The sequence below is a fragment of the Skermanella mucosa genome (genome assembly GCF_016765655.2).
In the GTDB taxonomy this organism is placed as follows: domain Bacteria; phylum Pseudomonadota; class Alphaproteobacteria; order Azospirillales; family Azospirillaceae; genus Skermanella; species Skermanella mucosa.
In genome coordinates this window covers 1,693,579-1,709,471 of record NZ_CP086106.1, presented here as the reverse complement: position 1 = coordinate 1,709,471, position 15,893 = coordinate 1,693,579, and the positions used below count along the sequence as shown (strand labels likewise).

14 protein-coding genes are annotated in these 15,893 nt (G+C 69.0%); 4 read left to right on the top strand and 10 right to left on the bottom strand.

The features are described from left to right. Positions 1 to 25 precede the first annotated feature (25 nt). Positions 26 to 457: a PRC-barrel domain-containing protein gene (locus JL100_RS07785; RefSeq protein ID WP_202680145.1), complete on the bottom strand. Its 432-nt coding sequence runs from the start codon at positions 455 to 457 to the stop codon at positions 26 to 28. Between the two features lie 174 nt (positions 458 to 631). Between JL100_RS07785 and JL100_RS07780 the strand changes: the two genes are divergently transcribed. Next, entirely contained in the window at positions 632 to 1,351 is a 720-nt protein-coding gene (locus JL100_RS07780) for a sel1 repeat family protein (protein ID WP_202680144.1), read from the top strand. A gap of 34 nt (positions 1,352 to 1,385) precedes the next feature. On the opposite strand, the gene JL100_RS07775 is transcribed toward JL100_RS07780, so the two are convergent. The 7 genes from JL100_RS07775 to JL100_RS07745 all read right to left on the bottom strand — a co-directional run bounded on the left by JL100_RS07775 (position 1,386) and on the right by JL100_RS07745 (position 11,132). Then, a complete protein-coding gene (locus JL100_RS07775) occupies positions 1,386 to 3,533 on the bottom strand; it encodes an HlyD family efflux transporter periplasmic adaptor subunit (protein WP_202680143.1) in 2,148 nt (715 codons plus the stop codon). Beyond that, positions 3,530 to 4,885, bottom strand: coding sequence for an efflux RND transporter periplasmic adaptor subunit (locus JL100_RS07770; RefSeq protein WP_202680142.1), 1,356 nt, complete (start codon positions 4,883 to 4,885; stop codon positions 3,530 to 3,532). The genes JL100_RS07775 and JL100_RS07770 overlap by 4 nt, the downstream gene beginning before the upstream one ends. Positions 4,886 to 5,003: 118 nt before the next feature. Continuing rightward, complete coding sequence (locus JL100_RS07765) at positions 5,004 to 6,734, bottom strand: PHA/PHB synthase family protein (protein ID WP_202680141.1); 1,731 nt, start codon at positions 6,732 to 6,734, stop codon at positions 5,004 to 5,006. Between the two features lie 88 nt (positions 6,735 to 6,822). Beyond that, a complete protein-coding gene (locus JL100_RS07760) occupies positions 6,823 to 7,827 on the bottom strand; it encodes a C-terminal binding protein (protein WP_228421127.1) in 1,005 nt (334 codons plus the stop codon). Between the two features lie 93 nt (positions 7,828 to 7,920). Then, entirely contained in the window at positions 7,921 to 8,655 is a 735-nt protein-coding gene (locus tag JL100_RS07755) for an LrgB family protein (RefSeq protein WP_202680140.1), read from the bottom strand. Beyond that, a complete protein-coding gene (locus JL100_RS07750; RefSeq protein ID WP_202680139.1) occupies positions 8,652 to 9,026 on the bottom strand; it encodes a CidA/LrgA family protein in 375 nt (124 codons plus the stop codon). The genes JL100_RS07755 and JL100_RS07750 overlap by 4 nt, the downstream gene beginning before the upstream one ends. Positions 9,027 to 9,065: 39 nt before the next feature. Further along, positions 9,066 to 11,132 (bottom strand): AsmA family protein, encoded by a 2,067-nt coding sequence (locus JL100_RS07745; RefSeq protein WP_202680138.1) that lies wholly within the window; start codon positions 11,130 to 11,132, stop codon positions 9,066 to 9,068. A 340-nt stretch (positions 11,133 to 11,472) separates the two neighbouring features. On the opposite strand from JL100_RS07745, the gene moaA reads away from it, so the two are divergent. Together moaA and JL100_RS07735 are read left to right on the top strand one after the other, a co-directional pair. Continuing rightward, positions 11,473 to 12,519: a GTP 3',8-cyclase MoaA gene (moaA, locus tag JL100_RS07740; RefSeq protein WP_202680137.1), complete on the top strand. Its 1,047-nt coding sequence runs from the start codon at positions 11,473 to 11,475 to the stop codon at positions 12,517 to 12,519. Between the two features lie 59 nt (positions 12,520 to 12,578). After that, a complete protein-coding gene (locus JL100_RS07735) occupies positions 12,579 to 13,352 on the top strand; it encodes an NAD kinase (protein ID WP_202680136.1) in 774 nt (257 codons plus the stop codon). 21 nt (positions 13,353 to 13,373) lie between these two features. On the opposite strand, the gene JL100_RS07730 is transcribed toward JL100_RS07735, so the two are convergent. Next, the gene (locus JL100_RS07730) at positions 13,374 to 13,700 is read right to left on the bottom strand and encodes a hypothetical protein (RefSeq protein WP_202680135.1); all 327 of its coding nucleotides are present in this window, start codon (positions 13,698 to 13,700) and stop codon (positions 13,374 to 13,376) included. Positions 13,701 to 13,803: 103 nt separating this feature from the next. Further along, entirely contained in the window at positions 13,804 to 14,661 is an 858-nt protein-coding gene (locus tag JL100_RS07725) for an N-formylglutamate amidohydrolase (RefSeq protein WP_202680134.1), read from the bottom strand. A 278-nt stretch (positions 14,662 to 14,939) separates the two neighbouring features. Between JL100_RS07725 and JL100_RS07720 the strand changes: the two genes are divergently transcribed. Next, positions 14,940 to 15,893 carry a M14 family metallopeptidase gene (locus JL100_RS07720; protein WP_202680133.1) on the top strand — a complete coding sequence of 318 codons (954 nt, stop codon included), beginning with the start codon at positions 14,940 to 14,942 and terminating at the stop codon, positions 15,891 to 15,893.

Sequence of the window (15,893 nt, the reverse complement as noted above, 5' to 3'; positions counted from 1 at the left end):
GGCGGCATCGTCGCCGGAAGGCGCCTCAGCGCAGCGGCCGGATGTTCGATTCGATACCGGCCGCGGCCGGCACGTCCGGATCGTACCGCTGCATTTCCTCAAGCTGTGCCTGGGTCTTGTCGATCACGGCCTGGCTGTTGTCGTCGCTCAGCACGACCTCGTTCCAGGGGACGGCCACCTGCCGCTCCCCGAGCCCGGCCACCCCGCCCCACTCCAGGACGACATAGTCGATGCGCCCGTCGGGCGCGATCAGCAGGTTCTCGATCGTGCCGACCTTTCGGCCGTCGGCCGCCACCGCGTCCGTGCCGATCAGGCTTTCGACTTCGTTGTTGGTCGCCAGCGGACCTTCCTGGGCCGGCATGTCCTCGTGGGTCGCGGGACTGGTCGCCTGCTGCGCCCAGGCCGGCACGGCGAATGCCAGGAAGCAGGTGGCGGCAAGGGTGACGGGCGTACGCATGAGGGATCTCCGAAGTCTGCAGGGACAGGTTTTTTGCAAACCCAACCCCGGAGCGGACGGATAGGTTCCTGGACGGCCGGCAAGAAGCGCGGCCTGGAGGATTAACCAACTCTCAAAACAGTCCGCCTATCCTACGGCTGCATGTTTCCCCTATCGCACGCCTGGATCCTGAAGATGCCCATCCCCTTACGCTGGCGCTCTATTTCCGTCGTGCTTTCGTTGGCGATACCGGCGGCTCCCCTGCTTGCCCCGGTTCCCGCCTCGGCGCGGGCCGCGGAAACCGTGGCCGTTCTCGACGCCATGGAGACCGGGACGGTCCCGCGCCCCGCGGTCGACGCCTTGCTCGCGAAAGCCGGATCGGGCGACTGGGAAGCGGCCGAAGTCTTGGGCCGGCTGTACGACCGGGGCGTCGGCGTCAGATGGGATCCGCCCACGGCATTGCGCTGGTACACCGCCGCGGCCCTGGGCGGTTCCGCGACGGCCGCGCGCGATGCGCAGAGACTCTGGCGCGGCATGCCGCCGGTCAGCCAGCGCCGGGCCGAAGCCCTGCTGGCCCAGGTCTTCACCGACGCGGAACTGGTTTCGGTCGGTGTCGGTCCGGTCAGGCGCCCGGCCACGCGACGAAGCTGGATGACCCACCTGGAGGCGGCGGGAATCCAATCCCCTCCCCCGCCGGCCAGCCAAGCCGCGCCGGCAGCATTGCCCGTGTCGTTGCCGTCGCCGGCCGTCCCCCCGACATCCCTGGCGGCACCTGCTCCCGCTTCGCCCCCGGCTGTTGCGGCGGGGCCGCAGGTTCCCCGGCCCGCGACCAAGCCCGCGTTCCCCGGCGCGGGAAAGGTGTCGGCCTCCGTGTCGGCGAAACCGCTGATCCCGGCGCTCAAGCCGAAACCCTGATACGGTTTCGGTATGAGACCTCCGCCGTGCCGCTTCAGAAGCCGCTCTCCCGGATCAGCACGCCGACCGCGAACCGCCAGGTCCGGGCGATCAGGCTCTCGCGCTCGCCCTGCAACAGGATTCGACCGCGCACGACCTGGTCCGGCGCGGCGAGCCCGGCATCCGGGCGGATCAGGATGCGATAGACCGGGCTTTCCGGGATCAGGGAATCCTCGTTGCCGCGGATATCGCGCACCGCCACGTCGCCGCCATGGATCGACGCCAGCACAGGCTCCGGCAGGGTTCGGCTGCTGCCGTCGTCGATCGCGACGACGGTGCCCGGCACCGATGGCTGGCCCAGGTCGTCGGGATGGAAGACGCCCGGCGTTCCCACCGCGATCCGGGCCAGGTCCGCTTCGGCGACATAGGCCTCGAGGATGGCCGACGCGGGATCGATCACCGTCGCCAGGGGCGTGTTGGCCGTCAGCCATTCGCCCGGCCGGAGCGGGTCGGCCAGTTCCACCACCCTGCCGTCCATCGGCGCCGTGACCAGCAGCCGCGCCAGTTCGCTCCGGTAGCCCGCCGCCTGTGCCAGCGCGCCTTCCAGCTCCCGCCAGGAAACCTGGTTGCGCTCCAGCAGGTCCCGGCTCATGCCCTGGAACTGGACCTGCCAGCGGGACAGCTCGGCGCGCCGCTCGGCCTGGCCCAGTTCATGCTCCAGGTCGGGCGACCGGAAGGTGAACAGCACCTCTCCCGCAGTGACGATCTGCCCGGGCCGGACCCGCACCTCCTCCAGCCGGGCGGCGCGCGGGATGAACAGCTTCAACTGCTGTTCCGCGCGCAGGATCGCGGAAGCCGGCACGGCGCTGCGCCACGGGACCAGCACCAGCGCCACGATGCAGCCCAGCGCCAGCAGCGTCGCGAGGCTGTGCCGGTTCAAGCGGACGCGATCGCGCCTCATTCCCCACTCCTTGAGCTCGCCCCAGATCGGCCGGGCGATGAACCAGACCAGCTCGACCACCATCAGGAAGATGCCGAGCAGCTTGAAAAACAGGTGATAGACAAGCAGCGCTATGCCGAGGAACAGGAAGAACCGGTAGATCCAGGTGCAGTAGGCATAGACCAGCAGGACCCGCCGCGTGTGACCGGGCCAGCGCTCCGGCACGGGATCGCCCAGCCCGAACAGCATCTCCCGCAGGTGCCACCGGGCCAGCGCGAAGGAGCGGTCCTGAAGGTTGGGGATGTCCAGATAGTCCGACAGCAGGTAGTAGCCGTCGAACCGCATGAAGGGGTTCAGGTTGATCGCCAGGGTCAGCAGCCAGGTGCTCGTCGCCAGAAGGAAGGCGGCGCTCCGCAGCGGGCCGTCCGGCAGGAAGCTCCAGGCCAGCGTCGCCGCGGCCGCCAGCGCCAGCTCCGCCGCCATGCCGGCGGCGCCGATCGCCAGCCGGCGGTGCCGCGACGGCAGCTTCCAGGCTTCGCTGGTGTCGGTGTAGAGCACCGGCCAAAGCACCAGGAAGGCGACCCCCATGGTCGGCACCCGGCAGCCGAACCGGCGCGCGGTGAAGGCATGTCCCAGTTCGTGCAGGATCTTGGCGCCGCTCAGCGCGACCGCGGCCAGGGCGGCGCCCTCCAGGGAGAAGAAGTGCGGGAAGGTGCCGAGGAAAGCGTCCCACTGGCGCAGCACGAGATATCCGCCGGCCAGCGCCGCCGCCAGCACCGCCGCCAGGAACGCCTTCGTGAACATCCACGCGACCAGCGGCAACGCCGCCTTCAGGAAGCGGTCCGGGCGGACCAGCGGGATTCGGACGAACAGGTAGTTCTTCAGGAGCCACTTGGCCGGACCCATGCGGACCGACGCCGCCTGCCGGACCAGCCGTTCGATCGCCTGCTCGCCCCGCGCCTGCAGCAGGTTGCTCGCCATCAGGAAGCGGGCGACCGTCTCGACATGATCGACCGAGACGTCGAGCGTGGTGCGGCGCCGGATGTCGGCGGCGATCGCCTCCATGTCGCCCGAACCCCAGCGCGACAGGATCTCGAACTCAAGCCACCCGATCCGGAAGAACCTGTTGTTGGCCGGGTCGTGCAGCGTCCAGGTGGGCGCACCGTCCCGGGTCCGCGGTCCCGCATGGAGGGTAAGCTCCTCCCGCAGCGGCAGCAGGCGCGCCGGCTGCTGCGCCCCGCCGAGGCCGACGGCGGCGGTCACAGGCCCAGCCGCTGGCGCAGAGCCGCCAAGGGGCGGCGCATGATGTAGTAGAACAGCGTCGTCTCCTCGCCATGGACCTTCGCGATGCCCTTCATGCCGATGCGCGGCCGGGCGGCATCGGCGGCCAGGGCGGCCTTCAGGCGGTAGGCGAGCGCGCCTTCCGGCGTCGGGCTGGCCTGATAGCTGGCGAACTCCAGCGTGCCGGCGATGGGGTGCTGCGGATCGACGTTGAGGAACAGGGCGACCTCCGAACCCTGCTCCAGCGCGATGGCGTCGGCGACCGGCAGATGGATCTCAAGCTCGACCTCGGCCGGGTCGGCGACGACCAGGATGCGCTCCCCGATCGACACCGGCTTGCCGATCCAGTCGTTGACGTCGTCGAAGATCGCGATGCCGGGACGCGGCGCCCTGACCTCGATGCGGTCAAGCAGGCCTTCCAAGTAGGCCACCTCCGCCGCGTTCTGCTCCATGCGTCCCTGGAGAATCGCCAGGTTGGTCTTGCTGCGCGGGTCGAACACCGCCTGCTGCGCCGCTTGCCGGTATTCGGCCTCGCCGACCTCGTGCGCCTTGCGGGCGACGTCCAGCCGGTTCTGGAGGCGGGCGGGGTCGAGCGCCAGCAGCACCTGCCCCTCGGCGACCATCTCGTTCGGCCGCACCTCGAACCGGTCGATCACCCCGTCGATCGGCGCCCGCACGACCACCGGCTCCTTGGGGATGACCTCCGCCGGGGCGAGGGCGGACTGGCGGACCGGCACCCAGGCGAGCCCGGCGGCGAGGATCAGGACGGCCAAGCCCAGCCGGCCCTTCCGCCGGCCCGGCCAGCCGGCGCGGTGGCCCCGATGCCGGTCCAGCAGAGCCGCCCAGGAATGCGCGTAGGCGTCGCCCAGATAGGCCATGAGGTGGCGGTCGTGGTCCGTCCAGGGCTCGTCCCGTACCAGCAGCAGGCAGCCCAGCCGCTGGCCGTCGATGCCGTCCAGGGGAATCCTCAGGGCATGGGGCGGCAACCACTCGCCCCAGTCCTGCGCGAGTTGCGCCGGCACCAGGGAGGCGTCGACCGCCTCGATGGCGCCGCCGGACTCCGGTCTGGAATCCAGGTGCTTCAGCAGCTTGCACAGCCAGACCAGGAAGGGGGCGTTGGCGTCCGGCAGCGCCAGACCGGACACCGCCGTCACCTTGCCGTCGCCGCCACCGGTCCTCCGCCACAGGATCGCCTGGCGATAACGCACCAGGGCATGGGTTTCGTTGACGACGAGGAAGCCGAACTCTTCCGGCGTCGCCGCGTGCCGGATGCGCTTCTCCAACTGCACGAGGCCGGTGACGCTGAGCAGCTGCCGGTTCAGGATATCGTTCATCGGGTCCGTTCGACAAAGTCCGGTGGACCCGAAGCATTAGGCCGTTCTGGTTAAGATTCGCTAAGCCATTGGCGATATTTCCCGAGCCGCGCCTTGCCGGTTCGACGTGCCCCCGGGCTCACTTCTGGAAGACGTAGGTTCCGGGCGCGGGCCCCAGCCCCTCGGTGACGGGGGGCGGTGGTTCCGGATCGGGGGCGCCGTGCTCCACCAGCCATCCGGACCAGGCGGGCCACCAGGACCCTTCCCGGCGGGGCGCCGATTCGACCCAGGCGTCGGGATCGACGTAACGGTCCTCCGGATGCCGGGTGGCGATCTGGTAGCCGCGGCCGCGATGGCCCGGCTCGCTGACGATGCCGGCATTATGGCCCCCGGTGGTCAGCACGAAGGTCACCTTGGTGTCCGTCGGCAGGTTGATCTTGTAGACCGACCGCCAGGGAGCGATGTGGTCGCGCGTGGTGCCGACCGCGAAGATCGGGGCGCGGATATCGCTGAGCGAGACCGGCCGGCCGTCGACCAGGAAACGGCCGCCCATCAGCTGGTTCTCCAGGAACAGGCTGCGCAGGTACTCCGCATGCATGCGGTAGGGCATGCGGGTCTGGTCGGCGTTCCACGCCACCAGGTCGTTCGCCGGCTCCCGGCGGCCCTTGAGATACTGTTCCACCTGGCGCGACCAGATCAGGTCGGTGGACCGCAGGAGCTGGAACGCCCCCGCCATCCGCGTGGTGTCCAGGAAGCCCCGGGCCCACATCATGTGCTCAAGGTAGGCTATCTGGCTGTCGTCGATGAAGACGGTCAGCTCGCCGGCCTCCGTGAAGTCGGTCTGCGCGGCGAGCAGGGTCACCGACGCGAGCCGGTCGTCGCCGTCGCGCGCCATGGCCGAGGCGGCGATCGCGAGCATGGTGCCGCCCAGGCAGTAGCCGCAGGCATGGATGCGCCGTCCCGGCAGGATGGTGCCGATCGCGTCAAGCGCGGCCATGACTCCGTCGGTGCGGTACGCGTCCATCCCGAGATCCCGGTCCTCCTCCGTCGGATTGCGCCAGGACACCATGAAGACGGTATGTCCCTGCCCGACCAGGTACCGGACCAGCGAATTCTCGGGCGACAGGTCGAGGATGTAGTACTTCATGATCCAGGCCGGCACGATCAGCAACGGCTCGGCCCGGACCTGCGGCGTGGCCGGATCGTACCGGATCAGCTCGATCAGGTGGTTGCGGAAGACCACCCGGCCGGGCGTCGCCGCGATATCGCGCCCGACGCGGTAGCGCTCCGTGCCGACCGGCGGTTCGCCGCCGATCTGGTGCTGGATGTCCTCGACCAGGTTGCGGGCTCCCCGGACGAGGTTTTCACCCGATTCGAGCAGTGTGCAGGCCAGCACCTCGGGGTTGGTCGCCAGGAAGTTCGAGGGGGCGCGCCGGTCCAGCCACTGGCGCGCCATGAAGTTCACCTGGTTCTCGTGGCGCCGGCTGACCCCCGAGACGCCCTTCGTGGCGGCGTCCCACCACTCCTCGGTCAGCAGGAAGCCCTGCACCATGGCGTTGAACGGCCAGAAGCTCCACTCCCGGGCGGCAAAACGACGGTCGCCCCCGTGGGGTTCGGCGACGGGCGGCGGGCTGCGACCAGCGGCGGCGCCAGCGACATAGTCGCCCCAGTGGGCGATGCTGCTGACCGCCTTCTGCCCGAGGGCGATCTGCTTGGCCGGGGAGGAGGCCAGATGAAGCCCCCAGTCCATCCAGGCCAGCATCACCGCGGCGGGCGACACGCCTCCCGTGGCCTGGGCCATCATCGCGTTCATCAGGTGATCGACGACTTCCAGGTCGCTCGACGCCCCATCGCCCCGTAAGTCCGCCATGACCGCTCCCCGTGGACGAAACCGGCGCGATGGTCGCCCAGCGCAGGACAACGCGCAACCCGGTTGCGTGGCGGCCGGACCGGCGGCGTCAGGCGTCGTCCCGCCAGGGATTGACCCAGTTCAGGGGCTTCGCGCCGCCGAACACCCGGGCGATCTCCTCGGCGGCGGAACGCTGGAGGTCGGCGACCGATTGCTCGGAATACCAAGCGGTATGGTCGGTCATGACGACCCCCGGCACCTGCATCAGCAGGTTGTCGGCTCCCGGCGGCTCCCGTTCGAAAACGTCCAGCCCGGCCCCGAACAGCCGGCGCTCCAACAGCGCCTCGACCAGGGCCGCCTCGTCGATCAGCCCGCCGCGGGCAGTGTTGAGCAGGATCGCGGTGGGCTTCATCAGGCCGATCATGGCCCGGTTGATCAGGTGGCGCGACCCCGCTTCAAGGCTCGCATGCAGCGAGATCACGTCGGCTTCCAGGCAGAGCCGGCCGAGCGGGACCAGTTCGGTACCCTCCGGCGCCTCCCCCAGGGCCGGATCGTGGACCAGCGTCCGGGCGAACCCCAGGGGAGCGGCCTTGCGATGGAAGGCCGCCCCGATCCTGCCGTAGCCGATCAACCCAAGCGTGCCGCCGGCGAGCCGGTGCATCGGCTCGGCCCGCGCCACGTTCCACCGGCCGGACCGCACGTCCCGATCGCGCGCCGGAATGCGCCGCGCCACCGAAAGCAGCAGGCCGAGCGCATGGTCGCTGACCTCGTCCACCCCGAACTCGGGCACGTTGGCGACCGGAATGCGACGCTCTGCCGCGGCAGCCAGGTCGATCGTATCGAGCGCCACGCCATAGCGGACGACGATCCGGCATCTTTCCATCGACTCGAAGGCGGCACGGTCGAGCGGACATTCGCGCACCAGCACCGCGTCGGCCAGGCGAATCGCGCCGTGCAGGAGCTCCCGATCGCCGCGGCAGGACCGCTCCATGAGGCTGGCGCCGAACGGCCGCAGGACGTCACGTTCCCTGTCGTAGCTGCCGAAACCGCCCTCCAGGACGACGACCAGCGGCGCCACGGGGGGCGCCGAATTACGGGCCTGCGGAGTGTCCACGCGTTCCTCCCTCTACCGGACGGCCTCAGCCGACTTCTTTTCGCCAAGCCCAGTTTGGGGGCAAAGCCGGGGAGCACGCAGCACAAAAATGGCTCAATCGAGCAGGGAGATCAGCAGCGGAACCATGATCGCGGTCGCGATGCCGTTGAGCGCCATGGCGATGCCGGCGAAGGTGCCTGCGATCTCGTTGACCTGGAACGCCCGGGCCGTACCGATCCCGTGGCTCGCCACACCCACGGCGAAGCCGCGCGCCCGCCAGTCGCCGATCCGGAGCAGGTCCATCAGGGGCGTCACGACCATCGCCCCGATGATGCCGGTGATCATCACGACGACCGCGGTCAGCGACGGGATGCCGCCGATCTGCTCGGTGATGCCCATGGCGATCGGCATTGTGACCGACTTGGAAGCAAGCGAGCGCGAGGTTTCCAGGCTGACGCCGAACAGCATCGCGATGCCCACCGCCGACAGGATCGCCGTGACCGACCCCGCAACCAGCGCCGCCAGCATCGGCAGGGCCGCGCGCCGGACCTGGGCGAAGTTCTGGAACAGCGGCACGGCGAGGGCCACCGTGGCCGGCCCCAGCAGGAAATGGACGAACTGGGCCCCGTCGAAGTAGGTCTGGTAGTCCGTTCCGGTCAGCATCAGCAACGCCACCAGCAGGACCACCGCGATCGCGACGGGATTGACCAGCGGACGGCGGCCGGCCCGTTCGAAACACCACTGGCCGATCAGGTATGCGGCGATCGTGACCGTCAGCCAGACCAGCGGACGGGCGGTCAGATAGACCCAGACATCCTGGATCGCCGGTTCGATGACGTCCGTGATCATGCCCGCCCCCGGTCCGATGCCTCCGTGTCGGCCCCGGTCAGGCGCGAGACGCCGCGGAAGACCAGCACCGCGACCACCATGGTCAGCACGGTGCTGCCGAACACCGCGGCGGCGATCCCGAGCCACTCGCCGCGCAGGCGGTCGAGATGCTGGATGATGCCGACCCCGGCCGGAACGAACAGCAGGGACAGGTTGGCCAGCAGGGTCCGCGACACGTCGCGCAGCGTGTCCGGAATCCGCCCCCGGGTGATCAGGACCAGGAACAGCAGAATCGTCCCGAGCACCGGACCGGGCACCGGAAGGCTGAGCAGGCGGGCCAGCAGCTCACCCGCCAGCTGGCAGGCCAGCAGGCCCATCAAGGCGGCAATCATTCGTCCTCACATATCGATTCGGGCGCCGCGTCCAGCAGGTCAGCGGCCGAACAGCCCCCGCAACTGCTGTGCCGGATCGCTCGATCCCTGGCCGGGAGCGGCGTTCTGGCCGCCGGTCAACCCCTCGATCAGGCCCCTGACCGCTTCCTCCGGCTTCTTGCCCTTCAGCCCCTCGATCTGCTCGCGGATCGCCTCGGGATTGCGCAGCGCCTCCTCGGCGAGACCGGCGAGATCGGGCGCGAAGCTCGGGTCGGTCAGGCTGCCGCGGACCAGGACCGGCACCGCGATGCCGGTGACGTCGCGGGTGCCGCCCTGCCCCTCGATCGTGCTGACAAGCCGGGGCTGCAGCCGATAGTCGATCGTCTTGGACGGCAGCGCCACGGTGCCGCGGCCTTCCAGCCGGAGGAGCGGCGCCAGCAGGCGCAGGTCGTCGTTCCGGACCACGCCGTTCTGGATGGTGAAGTTGCCGCCCAGCTCCGCGAAGTCGGTCTGCTGCGGCTCGTTGCCGACCGGCTGCCCCTGGAAGGCGGCCGCCGCGTTCCGCACCATGGCTGCCAGGTTGATGCCCTTGATCGCGCCGTCGGTGAAGGTGACCGAGCCCTGCCCGTTGAGCCCCTCGACCATGGCCCGCTCGCTGGCGCCGGTCGTCCTCAGCGAGGCGACAGCCCGCGCCGTTCCGGCCAGCCGGTTGAAATCGGCGAACCGGGTCAGCACCGGCTCCGCCTGGACGCCGTTGATCCGGAGATCGAGCGCCAGGGCCGGCACCGCGGCGGACGCGTCGGCGTTCACCTGCCCGGATACCGTTCCGTCGAACAGGGCGGTCTCGCCCAGCACGGTCCGGAGCCGGCCGCCATCCAGCGTCATCGCCATGTCGGAAGCGCCGACATCGACCCCCTTCACGGTCAGCCCGGCCAGGGCGACCTTGAGGTCGGCATCCACCGTACGAAGGGCGCTGAAGTCGATCGGACGGGTGCTCCACCCCGCGTCCCCGGCGGGAGAGGGCGCTGGACCCGGTGCCGCAGCCGGTGCCGCCGGAGTTGGCTGCGCGGGCGCCGCGCTCCCGGCGGTCCTTGGCTGGTTCAGATAACGGTCCAGGTTGAGCCGGGCCACGTTCAGCACGCCTTCGATCTTCGGACGCGCTCCGGCGAGCGCGACCGCGACGTTGCCGGTCGCCTCCATGTCACCCGCCTTGTAGGTGCCGCCGGTCAGGGCGATGCGGTCGGCGTTCGCCGCCAGCCCGCCGGCCACCGAAGCCGACTGGACAGGCAGGTCGCCCGGATCGGTTCCGGTCACCCAGGTCGCGAGCTGGCGCAGTTCCGGCGCACGGAGATCCAGCGTCCCGGTGGCTCCCGGTCCCGCCGCGGCCCGCTCCAGCGCGCCGTCGAACCGGATCGACAGCAGATCGCCGTTGACCGCCGCGGTCAGCCCGGAGGCACCGGTCTCGATCAAGGCCCGGGGCTGTTCGATGCGCGTCTCGACCGTCACGGGCCGCTCGCGATAGACCAGGCGGCCCTTGAGGTCGGCCGGCCGGGCGAGATCGGGCGCCATCAGGGTCACGTCCACGTCGGTGACCTCGTGCAGCGCCTGGGTACGGGCATCGAAGTAGCTGACCCTGCCGTCCACCAGCTCGACCTCGCCGAGCCGGATGTCGGGCACTCCGGCGGTCTGCTCCTGCCCGTCGCCCGGCCCGGCCGGCGCCGGCTGGTCCGCCGCCGGGGATTGGTCGAGGACCCAGTTGGGGCGGCCCTGGGCATCGACTTCCAGGGCGATCCTCGGCTCCCGCAGGACCAGCGTGTCGACCTGGACTTCCCCCCGCAGCAGAGGCCACGGCTTGAGTTCAAGTTCGAGCTGGCCGAGGCGGACCATCTCCGGAGTCCGTGCGCCCGGCGGGCCGGCGAACGAGACGTCGTTAAGTTCGATGGCCAGGGTCGGCAACAGGGAGAGCGACATCGGCCCCTGGATCCGGAACTCGCGGCCGGTACGCTGGGCGACTTCGGCCTCTATGCGTCCCTTGTACTGTTCGACCGGAACGAGGAACGGCACGGCCACCACCACCGCCACCAGGACGACGGCAACCAGCGCAAGGCCGATCAGGAACTTTCTCATCCGTTTTGTCCTTCTGTCTGGCCGGCTCTCCGGCCGGTCCTCTCTGGCCGGCTTAACGGCCGGTCCCGCTTGGCCGCTCCCTTTCCGCGACGGCCGGAAGGGATAAACTTCCGGAAATCGGCCTTGGACCGGCGGGTCCCGGTTTACGGAGCCGCCCGGGATCGCTACATCTGGCCGTATAGAGCGCTTTGCCACATGCATAGGTCATGCGCCAGCACCGCGGGACCGCCAAGGGTGAAATTGCAGGCATCCATGATCTAACCTGCTAGTATGATCTTCCAATGACGGCTGCCATCCACGCAAGATGAGCCGCGGCGCAGGGGAGAGGAAAAAGGATACCATGAGCAGCACACTGTTTCCGTCAGCGGCCAACGACTCCCCCCTGCCGTCTCCGATCATCGACCCGTTCGGCCGTTCCGTCAGCTATCTTCGTGTCTCGGTCACGGATCGCTGCGATTTCCGGTGCGTCTACTGCATGGCGGAGGACATGACCTTCCTGCCGAAGGCGGAGGTCCTTACCCTGGAGGAGCTGGACAGGATCTGCAGCGCCTTCGTGGGGCTGGGCGTCTCCAAGCTCCGCCTGACCGGCGGCGAGCCGCTGGTGCGCAAGGGCATCATGAACCTGATCCGGTCGCTCGGCCGGCATCTCGGCACCGGCGCGCTGAAGGAGCTGACGCTGACTACCAACGGCAGCCAGCTGGAGCGCTACGCGACCGAGCTGTACGAGGCCGGCGTCCGCCGGATCAATGTCAGCATCGACACCCTCGATCCCCACAAGTTCGAGGCGATCACCCGCTGGGGCAAGCTCGACAAGGTGCTGGCCGGCCTCAAGGCCGCCCGCGAGGCGGGGCTTGCCGTCAAGATCAACTGCGTCGCCCTGAAGGGTGTCAACGACGACGAGTTCCACCGGCTGGTGGCTTGGTGCGGCGACGAAGGCTTCGACCTGACCTTCATCGAGGTGATGCCGATGGGCGACATCGGCGGCGAGGCCCGGCTGGACCAGTACCTGCCGCTCTCGATGGTCCGCTCCAGGATCGCCGAGCGCTGGACCCTGAACGAGATCGACTACACCACCGGCGGCCCCGCCCGCTACGTGGAGGTGCGAGAGACCGGGCGCCGCATCGGCTTCATCACGCCGCTGACCCATAATTTCTGCGAAAGCTGCAACCGGGTCCGCCTGACCTGCACCGGCACCCTTTACATGTGCCTGGGCCAGGAGGATGCCGCCGACCTGCGCGCGCCCGTCCGCATGAGTGACGACGACGCGCTGCTGGTGGAGCGCATCCGCGAGGCGATCTCGCGGAAGCCGAAGGGACACGACTTCGTCATCGACCGCCGCAGCAAGGCGGCGCCCGTGCCGCGACACATGAGCGTGACGGGCGGTTGACCCCGGCACCGGGCCTCTGGCCTGTCCATCCTGAGACGACGGAAGAGCACCCCAGAGACATGCCCGAGGGACATCCGACGATCGCGTTCGTCGCCGCCGACACGAACGAGGCGCGCAACGCACAGGTGCGGCTGGCGCATCGCTACGGGAACACGCCGCTCGACCATGCGGACACGGTCGTGGCGCTCGGCGGCGACGGCTTCCTGCTGGAGACGCTGCACCGGACGCTGAAGCGGCCGATTCCGGTCTACGGCATGAACCGCGGCTCGGTCGGGTTCCTGCTGAACGAGTTCAGCGAGGAGAACCTGGTGGACCGGGTCGGCCGCGCGCAGAAGGTGACGCTCCATCCCTTGCGCATGGTCGCGATCCGGGAGAATGGCGAACGGACCGAGGGCCTCGCCATCAACGAGGTGGCCTTGCTGCGCGAAACGCGGCAGGCGGCGAAGCTCCGGATCACCGTGGACGGCGTCGTCCGCCTGCCGGAACTGATCTGCGACGGCTGCCTCGTCGCCACGCCGGCCGGAAGCACCGCGTACAACCTGTCCGCCCACGGCCCGATCCTGCCCCTGGGATCGAGCATCCTGGCCCTGACGCCGATCAGCGCCTTCCGCCCGCGCCGCTGGCGCGGCGCGCTGCTGCCCCAGTCGGCGCGCATCGTGTTCGACGTGCTGGAATGCTCCAAGCGCCCGGTCAGCGCGGTCGGCGACTTCACCGAGGTGCGCGAGGTCGTCCGCGTCGAGGTCCACGAGGACCGCGACGTCTCCCTGACCCTGCTGTTCGACCCGGAACACAATCTGGAAGAGCGCATCCTGAAGGAGCAGTTCGCTCCCTGACCCTTCGGCCGGCCGGAAGCATCAGCGCTTCCGGCGCCTCTTGTCCTCGTACCGGCAGGTCAGCAGATCGTCGAAGCGGCCGATGAAGGTCAATCCGTCCTCCATCTCGTACTGCCAGCGCACCTCGCGCCCGTTGTCCCTCAGGACCCGGAACAGCGGCCCGAAGCTGGTGATCTCCTGGTTGCGGCTATCAACGCAGACCACCTCGAAGGGTCCCTCGCGGGCGAGTTCAACCGTGGGAAGCGGCGCCTCGTCTTCGGACGAGAACTGCGCCGCGGCCGCCGACGGCGCAAGTGCCGTCAGCAAGGACAGGACGGCCGCAAGGCCGGGCCGGCGAGGCAGGATCATGGGTGCGGAGTCATGGTCTGGTATCCGGAGCCGTCTCGAAACGATCCCCGTCTAACCCGCCCGCCAGTCGCCGCGCAACGGTGCATTGGTCGAGAAAAACGCCCTACTCGGCGGCATCCAGCTTGACCGCGTCGCCGGCATAGGCTGCGAGATGCCGGATCAGCATGGTCAGATGGGATTGCAGGCGGCCGAAGCCCTCGTTCTTCTCCAGCGTCTCCTCGTTCATGTAGAGGCCGCGGTGGATTTCGAACTGCAGGCTGTGCAGGCCGCGCTTCGGATCGGAATAGCGCCGGACCAGTTCGACCCCCTTGTAGGGATCGTTGATCCTGACCCTGTAACCCAGGCTGGTCAGGAACGCGGCGACGTAGCGGGTGAAATCCGGTTCGCAGGTGGTGCCGTCCCGGTCCCCCAGGACGAAATCGGCCCGCTTTGCCGGATCGCGGCCGAAGGTCGGCATCGAGTGGCAGTTCAGGTGATAGACCGTGCCGAAACGGGCATAGGCCCGGTCGATCGCGCCGGCGACCTGCTCATGGTAAGGGCGGTAGTAGCGGTCGATCCGTTCCGCGACGTGGGGGACCGGGAGTCGGCCGTCATACATGGGAATGCCGGGCTTGCACAGGCGCCGGATCAGCCCCATGCCGGCGTTGCTCTTGTCGCTGGGGTGGAGCGGTTCCGGCCAACGCCCGTCGAGCAGTTCCGGCTCGATGTCGTCGATGGCCCGGTTGACGTCGATGTAGCTGCGCGGGAAGAGCGCGGCGATCAGGGTGGCCCCTGCCTCCGGCGCGGCCGAGACCAGCTCGTCCACATAGGTGTCCTCCGCCTGCCGGAGGGCCGGCAGCGGACAGACGAAATTGAAATCCCGGGGATAGACGGAGCCGCTGTGGGGCGAGTCGAGAACGAGCGGGACCACCTTCCCGACCGGATCGTCACGCACCAGCACATCTTCGATCACAAAGCTCATCAGGCCTCCGCCCGGCACGAAGCCGCTCCGGATTGGAGTTTCGAAATTGTTACACCGACGATATACCCCGTGCCGTGCGTACCGTCGATGGAAACATTCGAGGTTTAGGTCCATACCGGAGGCTGGAGCGTTTCCGCCGCATGCCTGTTTCGTACGGGCTTGCTCCTGTACAGGTTTGTCCATAGTCCCGGCGCATCCTATAGTGGACCGGCCGGCCGAAATGGGACAGCAGCGTTACGCCGCACTCCGCCGCCCATGGCCCCGAGGGAACCAGTACGTTGACCCAGACCGCCTACCGGATCGAATTGACGCCGCCGGACATCACGCCTTATCGGGCCGGCAATACCGGCATCGATTTCGTGACGACGCTGGACAGCGGCAGGAGCGGTCCGCACGTACTGTTGAACGCGCTGACCCACGGCAACGAACTCTGCGGCCCGGTCGCGCTGGACTTCCTGTTCCGCCAGGGCGTACGCCCGATCCGGGGAGCCCTGACCCTCTGCTTCGCCAACACGACGGCATACCAGTGCTTCGATCCGAAGCGGCCGGGCAATTCGCGTTTCGTCGACGAGGATTTCAACCGGGTATGGTCGGAGGACGTCCTGGAGGGGCCGCGCCGTTCCGTCGAACTGGAGCGTGCCCGGACCTTGCGTCCCCTCTACGACACGGTCGATCTGTTGCTGGACCTGCATTCCATGCAGAACGCGACCGCGCCCCTGGTGCTGTGCGGCGCCACGGACCGCGGGCGCGACTTGGCCGAGGCGGTCGGCGTCCCGGAGTGGGTGGTGAGGGATTCAGGGCATGCCGCCGGACGGCGTCTCCTCGACTACGCGCCCTTCGTCGATCCCGCCGGCCGGAAGACCGCGCTGCTGGCCGAATGCGGGCAGCACTGGGCGGCGTCGTCGGCCAAGGTGGCGATCGAGGTGACTCTCCGTTTCCTGCTCGCGACCGGGACCGTCACGCCGGAGTTCGCGGCCCCCCATCTTCCGCCGACACCGCCGCCGCCCCAGAAGGTGATCGAGATCACCGAAGCGGTCACCATGGCCGGGAGCGACTTCCTGTACGAGGCGGACTATGTCGGGATGGAGGTCATCGAACGCGCCGGAACCCTGATCGCGCATGACGACGACAGGGAGATCCGCACGCCCTACGACGACTGCGTCCTGATCATGCCGTCCCGGCGGCTGCGCCGGGGACAGACGGCGGTCCGGCTCGGCCGCATCGTCTCCTGA

What these genes read in the sequence shown, in the direction of transcription:
- JL100_RS07735 (WP_202680136.1), top strand. Translation starts at nt 12,579, where the DNA reads ATGCCCGAGGGACATCCGACGATCGCGTTCGTCGCCGCCGACACGAAC.
- JL100_RS07780 (WP_202680144.1), top strand. Translation starts at nt 632, where the DNA reads ATGCCCATCCCCTTACGCTGGCGCTCTATTTCCGTCGTGCTTTCGTTG.
- JL100_RS07765 (WP_202680141.1), bottom strand. Translation starts at nt 6,734, where the DNA reads ATGGCGGACTTACGGGGCGATGGGGCGTCGAGCGACCTGGAAGTCGTC.
- JL100_RS07745 (WP_202680138.1), bottom strand. Translation starts at nt 11,132, where the DNA reads ATGAGAAAGTTCCTGATCGGCCTTGCGCTGGTTGCCGTCGTCCTGGTG.
- JL100_RS07730 (WP_202680135.1), bottom strand. Translation starts at nt 13,700, where the DNA reads ATGATCCTGCCTCGCCGGCCCGGCCTTGCGGCCGTCCTGTCCTTGCTG.
- JL100_RS07750 (WP_202680139.1), bottom strand. Translation starts at nt 9,026, where the DNA reads ATGATTGCCGCCTTGATGGGCCTGCTGGCCTGCCAGCTGGCGGGTGAG.
- moaA (WP_202680137.1), top strand. Translation starts at nt 11,473, where the DNA reads ATGAGCAGCACACTGTTTCCGTCAGCGGCCAACGACTCCCCCCTGCCG.
- JL100_RS07725 (WP_202680134.1), bottom strand. Translation starts at nt 14,661, where the DNA reads ATGAGCTTTGTGATCGAAGATGTGCTGGTGCGTGACGATCCGGTCGGG.
- JL100_RS07770 (WP_202680142.1), bottom strand. Translation starts at nt 4,885, where the DNA reads ATGAACGATATCCTGAACCGGCAGCTGCTCAGCGTCACCGGCCTCGTG.
- JL100_RS07755 (WP_202680140.1), bottom strand. Translation starts at nt 8,655, where the DNA reads ATGATCACGGACGTCATCGAACCGGCGATCCAGGATGTCTGGGTCTAT.
- JL100_RS07785 (WP_202680145.1), bottom strand. Translation starts at nt 457, where the DNA reads ATGCGTACGCCCGTCACCCTTGCCGCCACCTGCTTCCTGGCATTCGCC.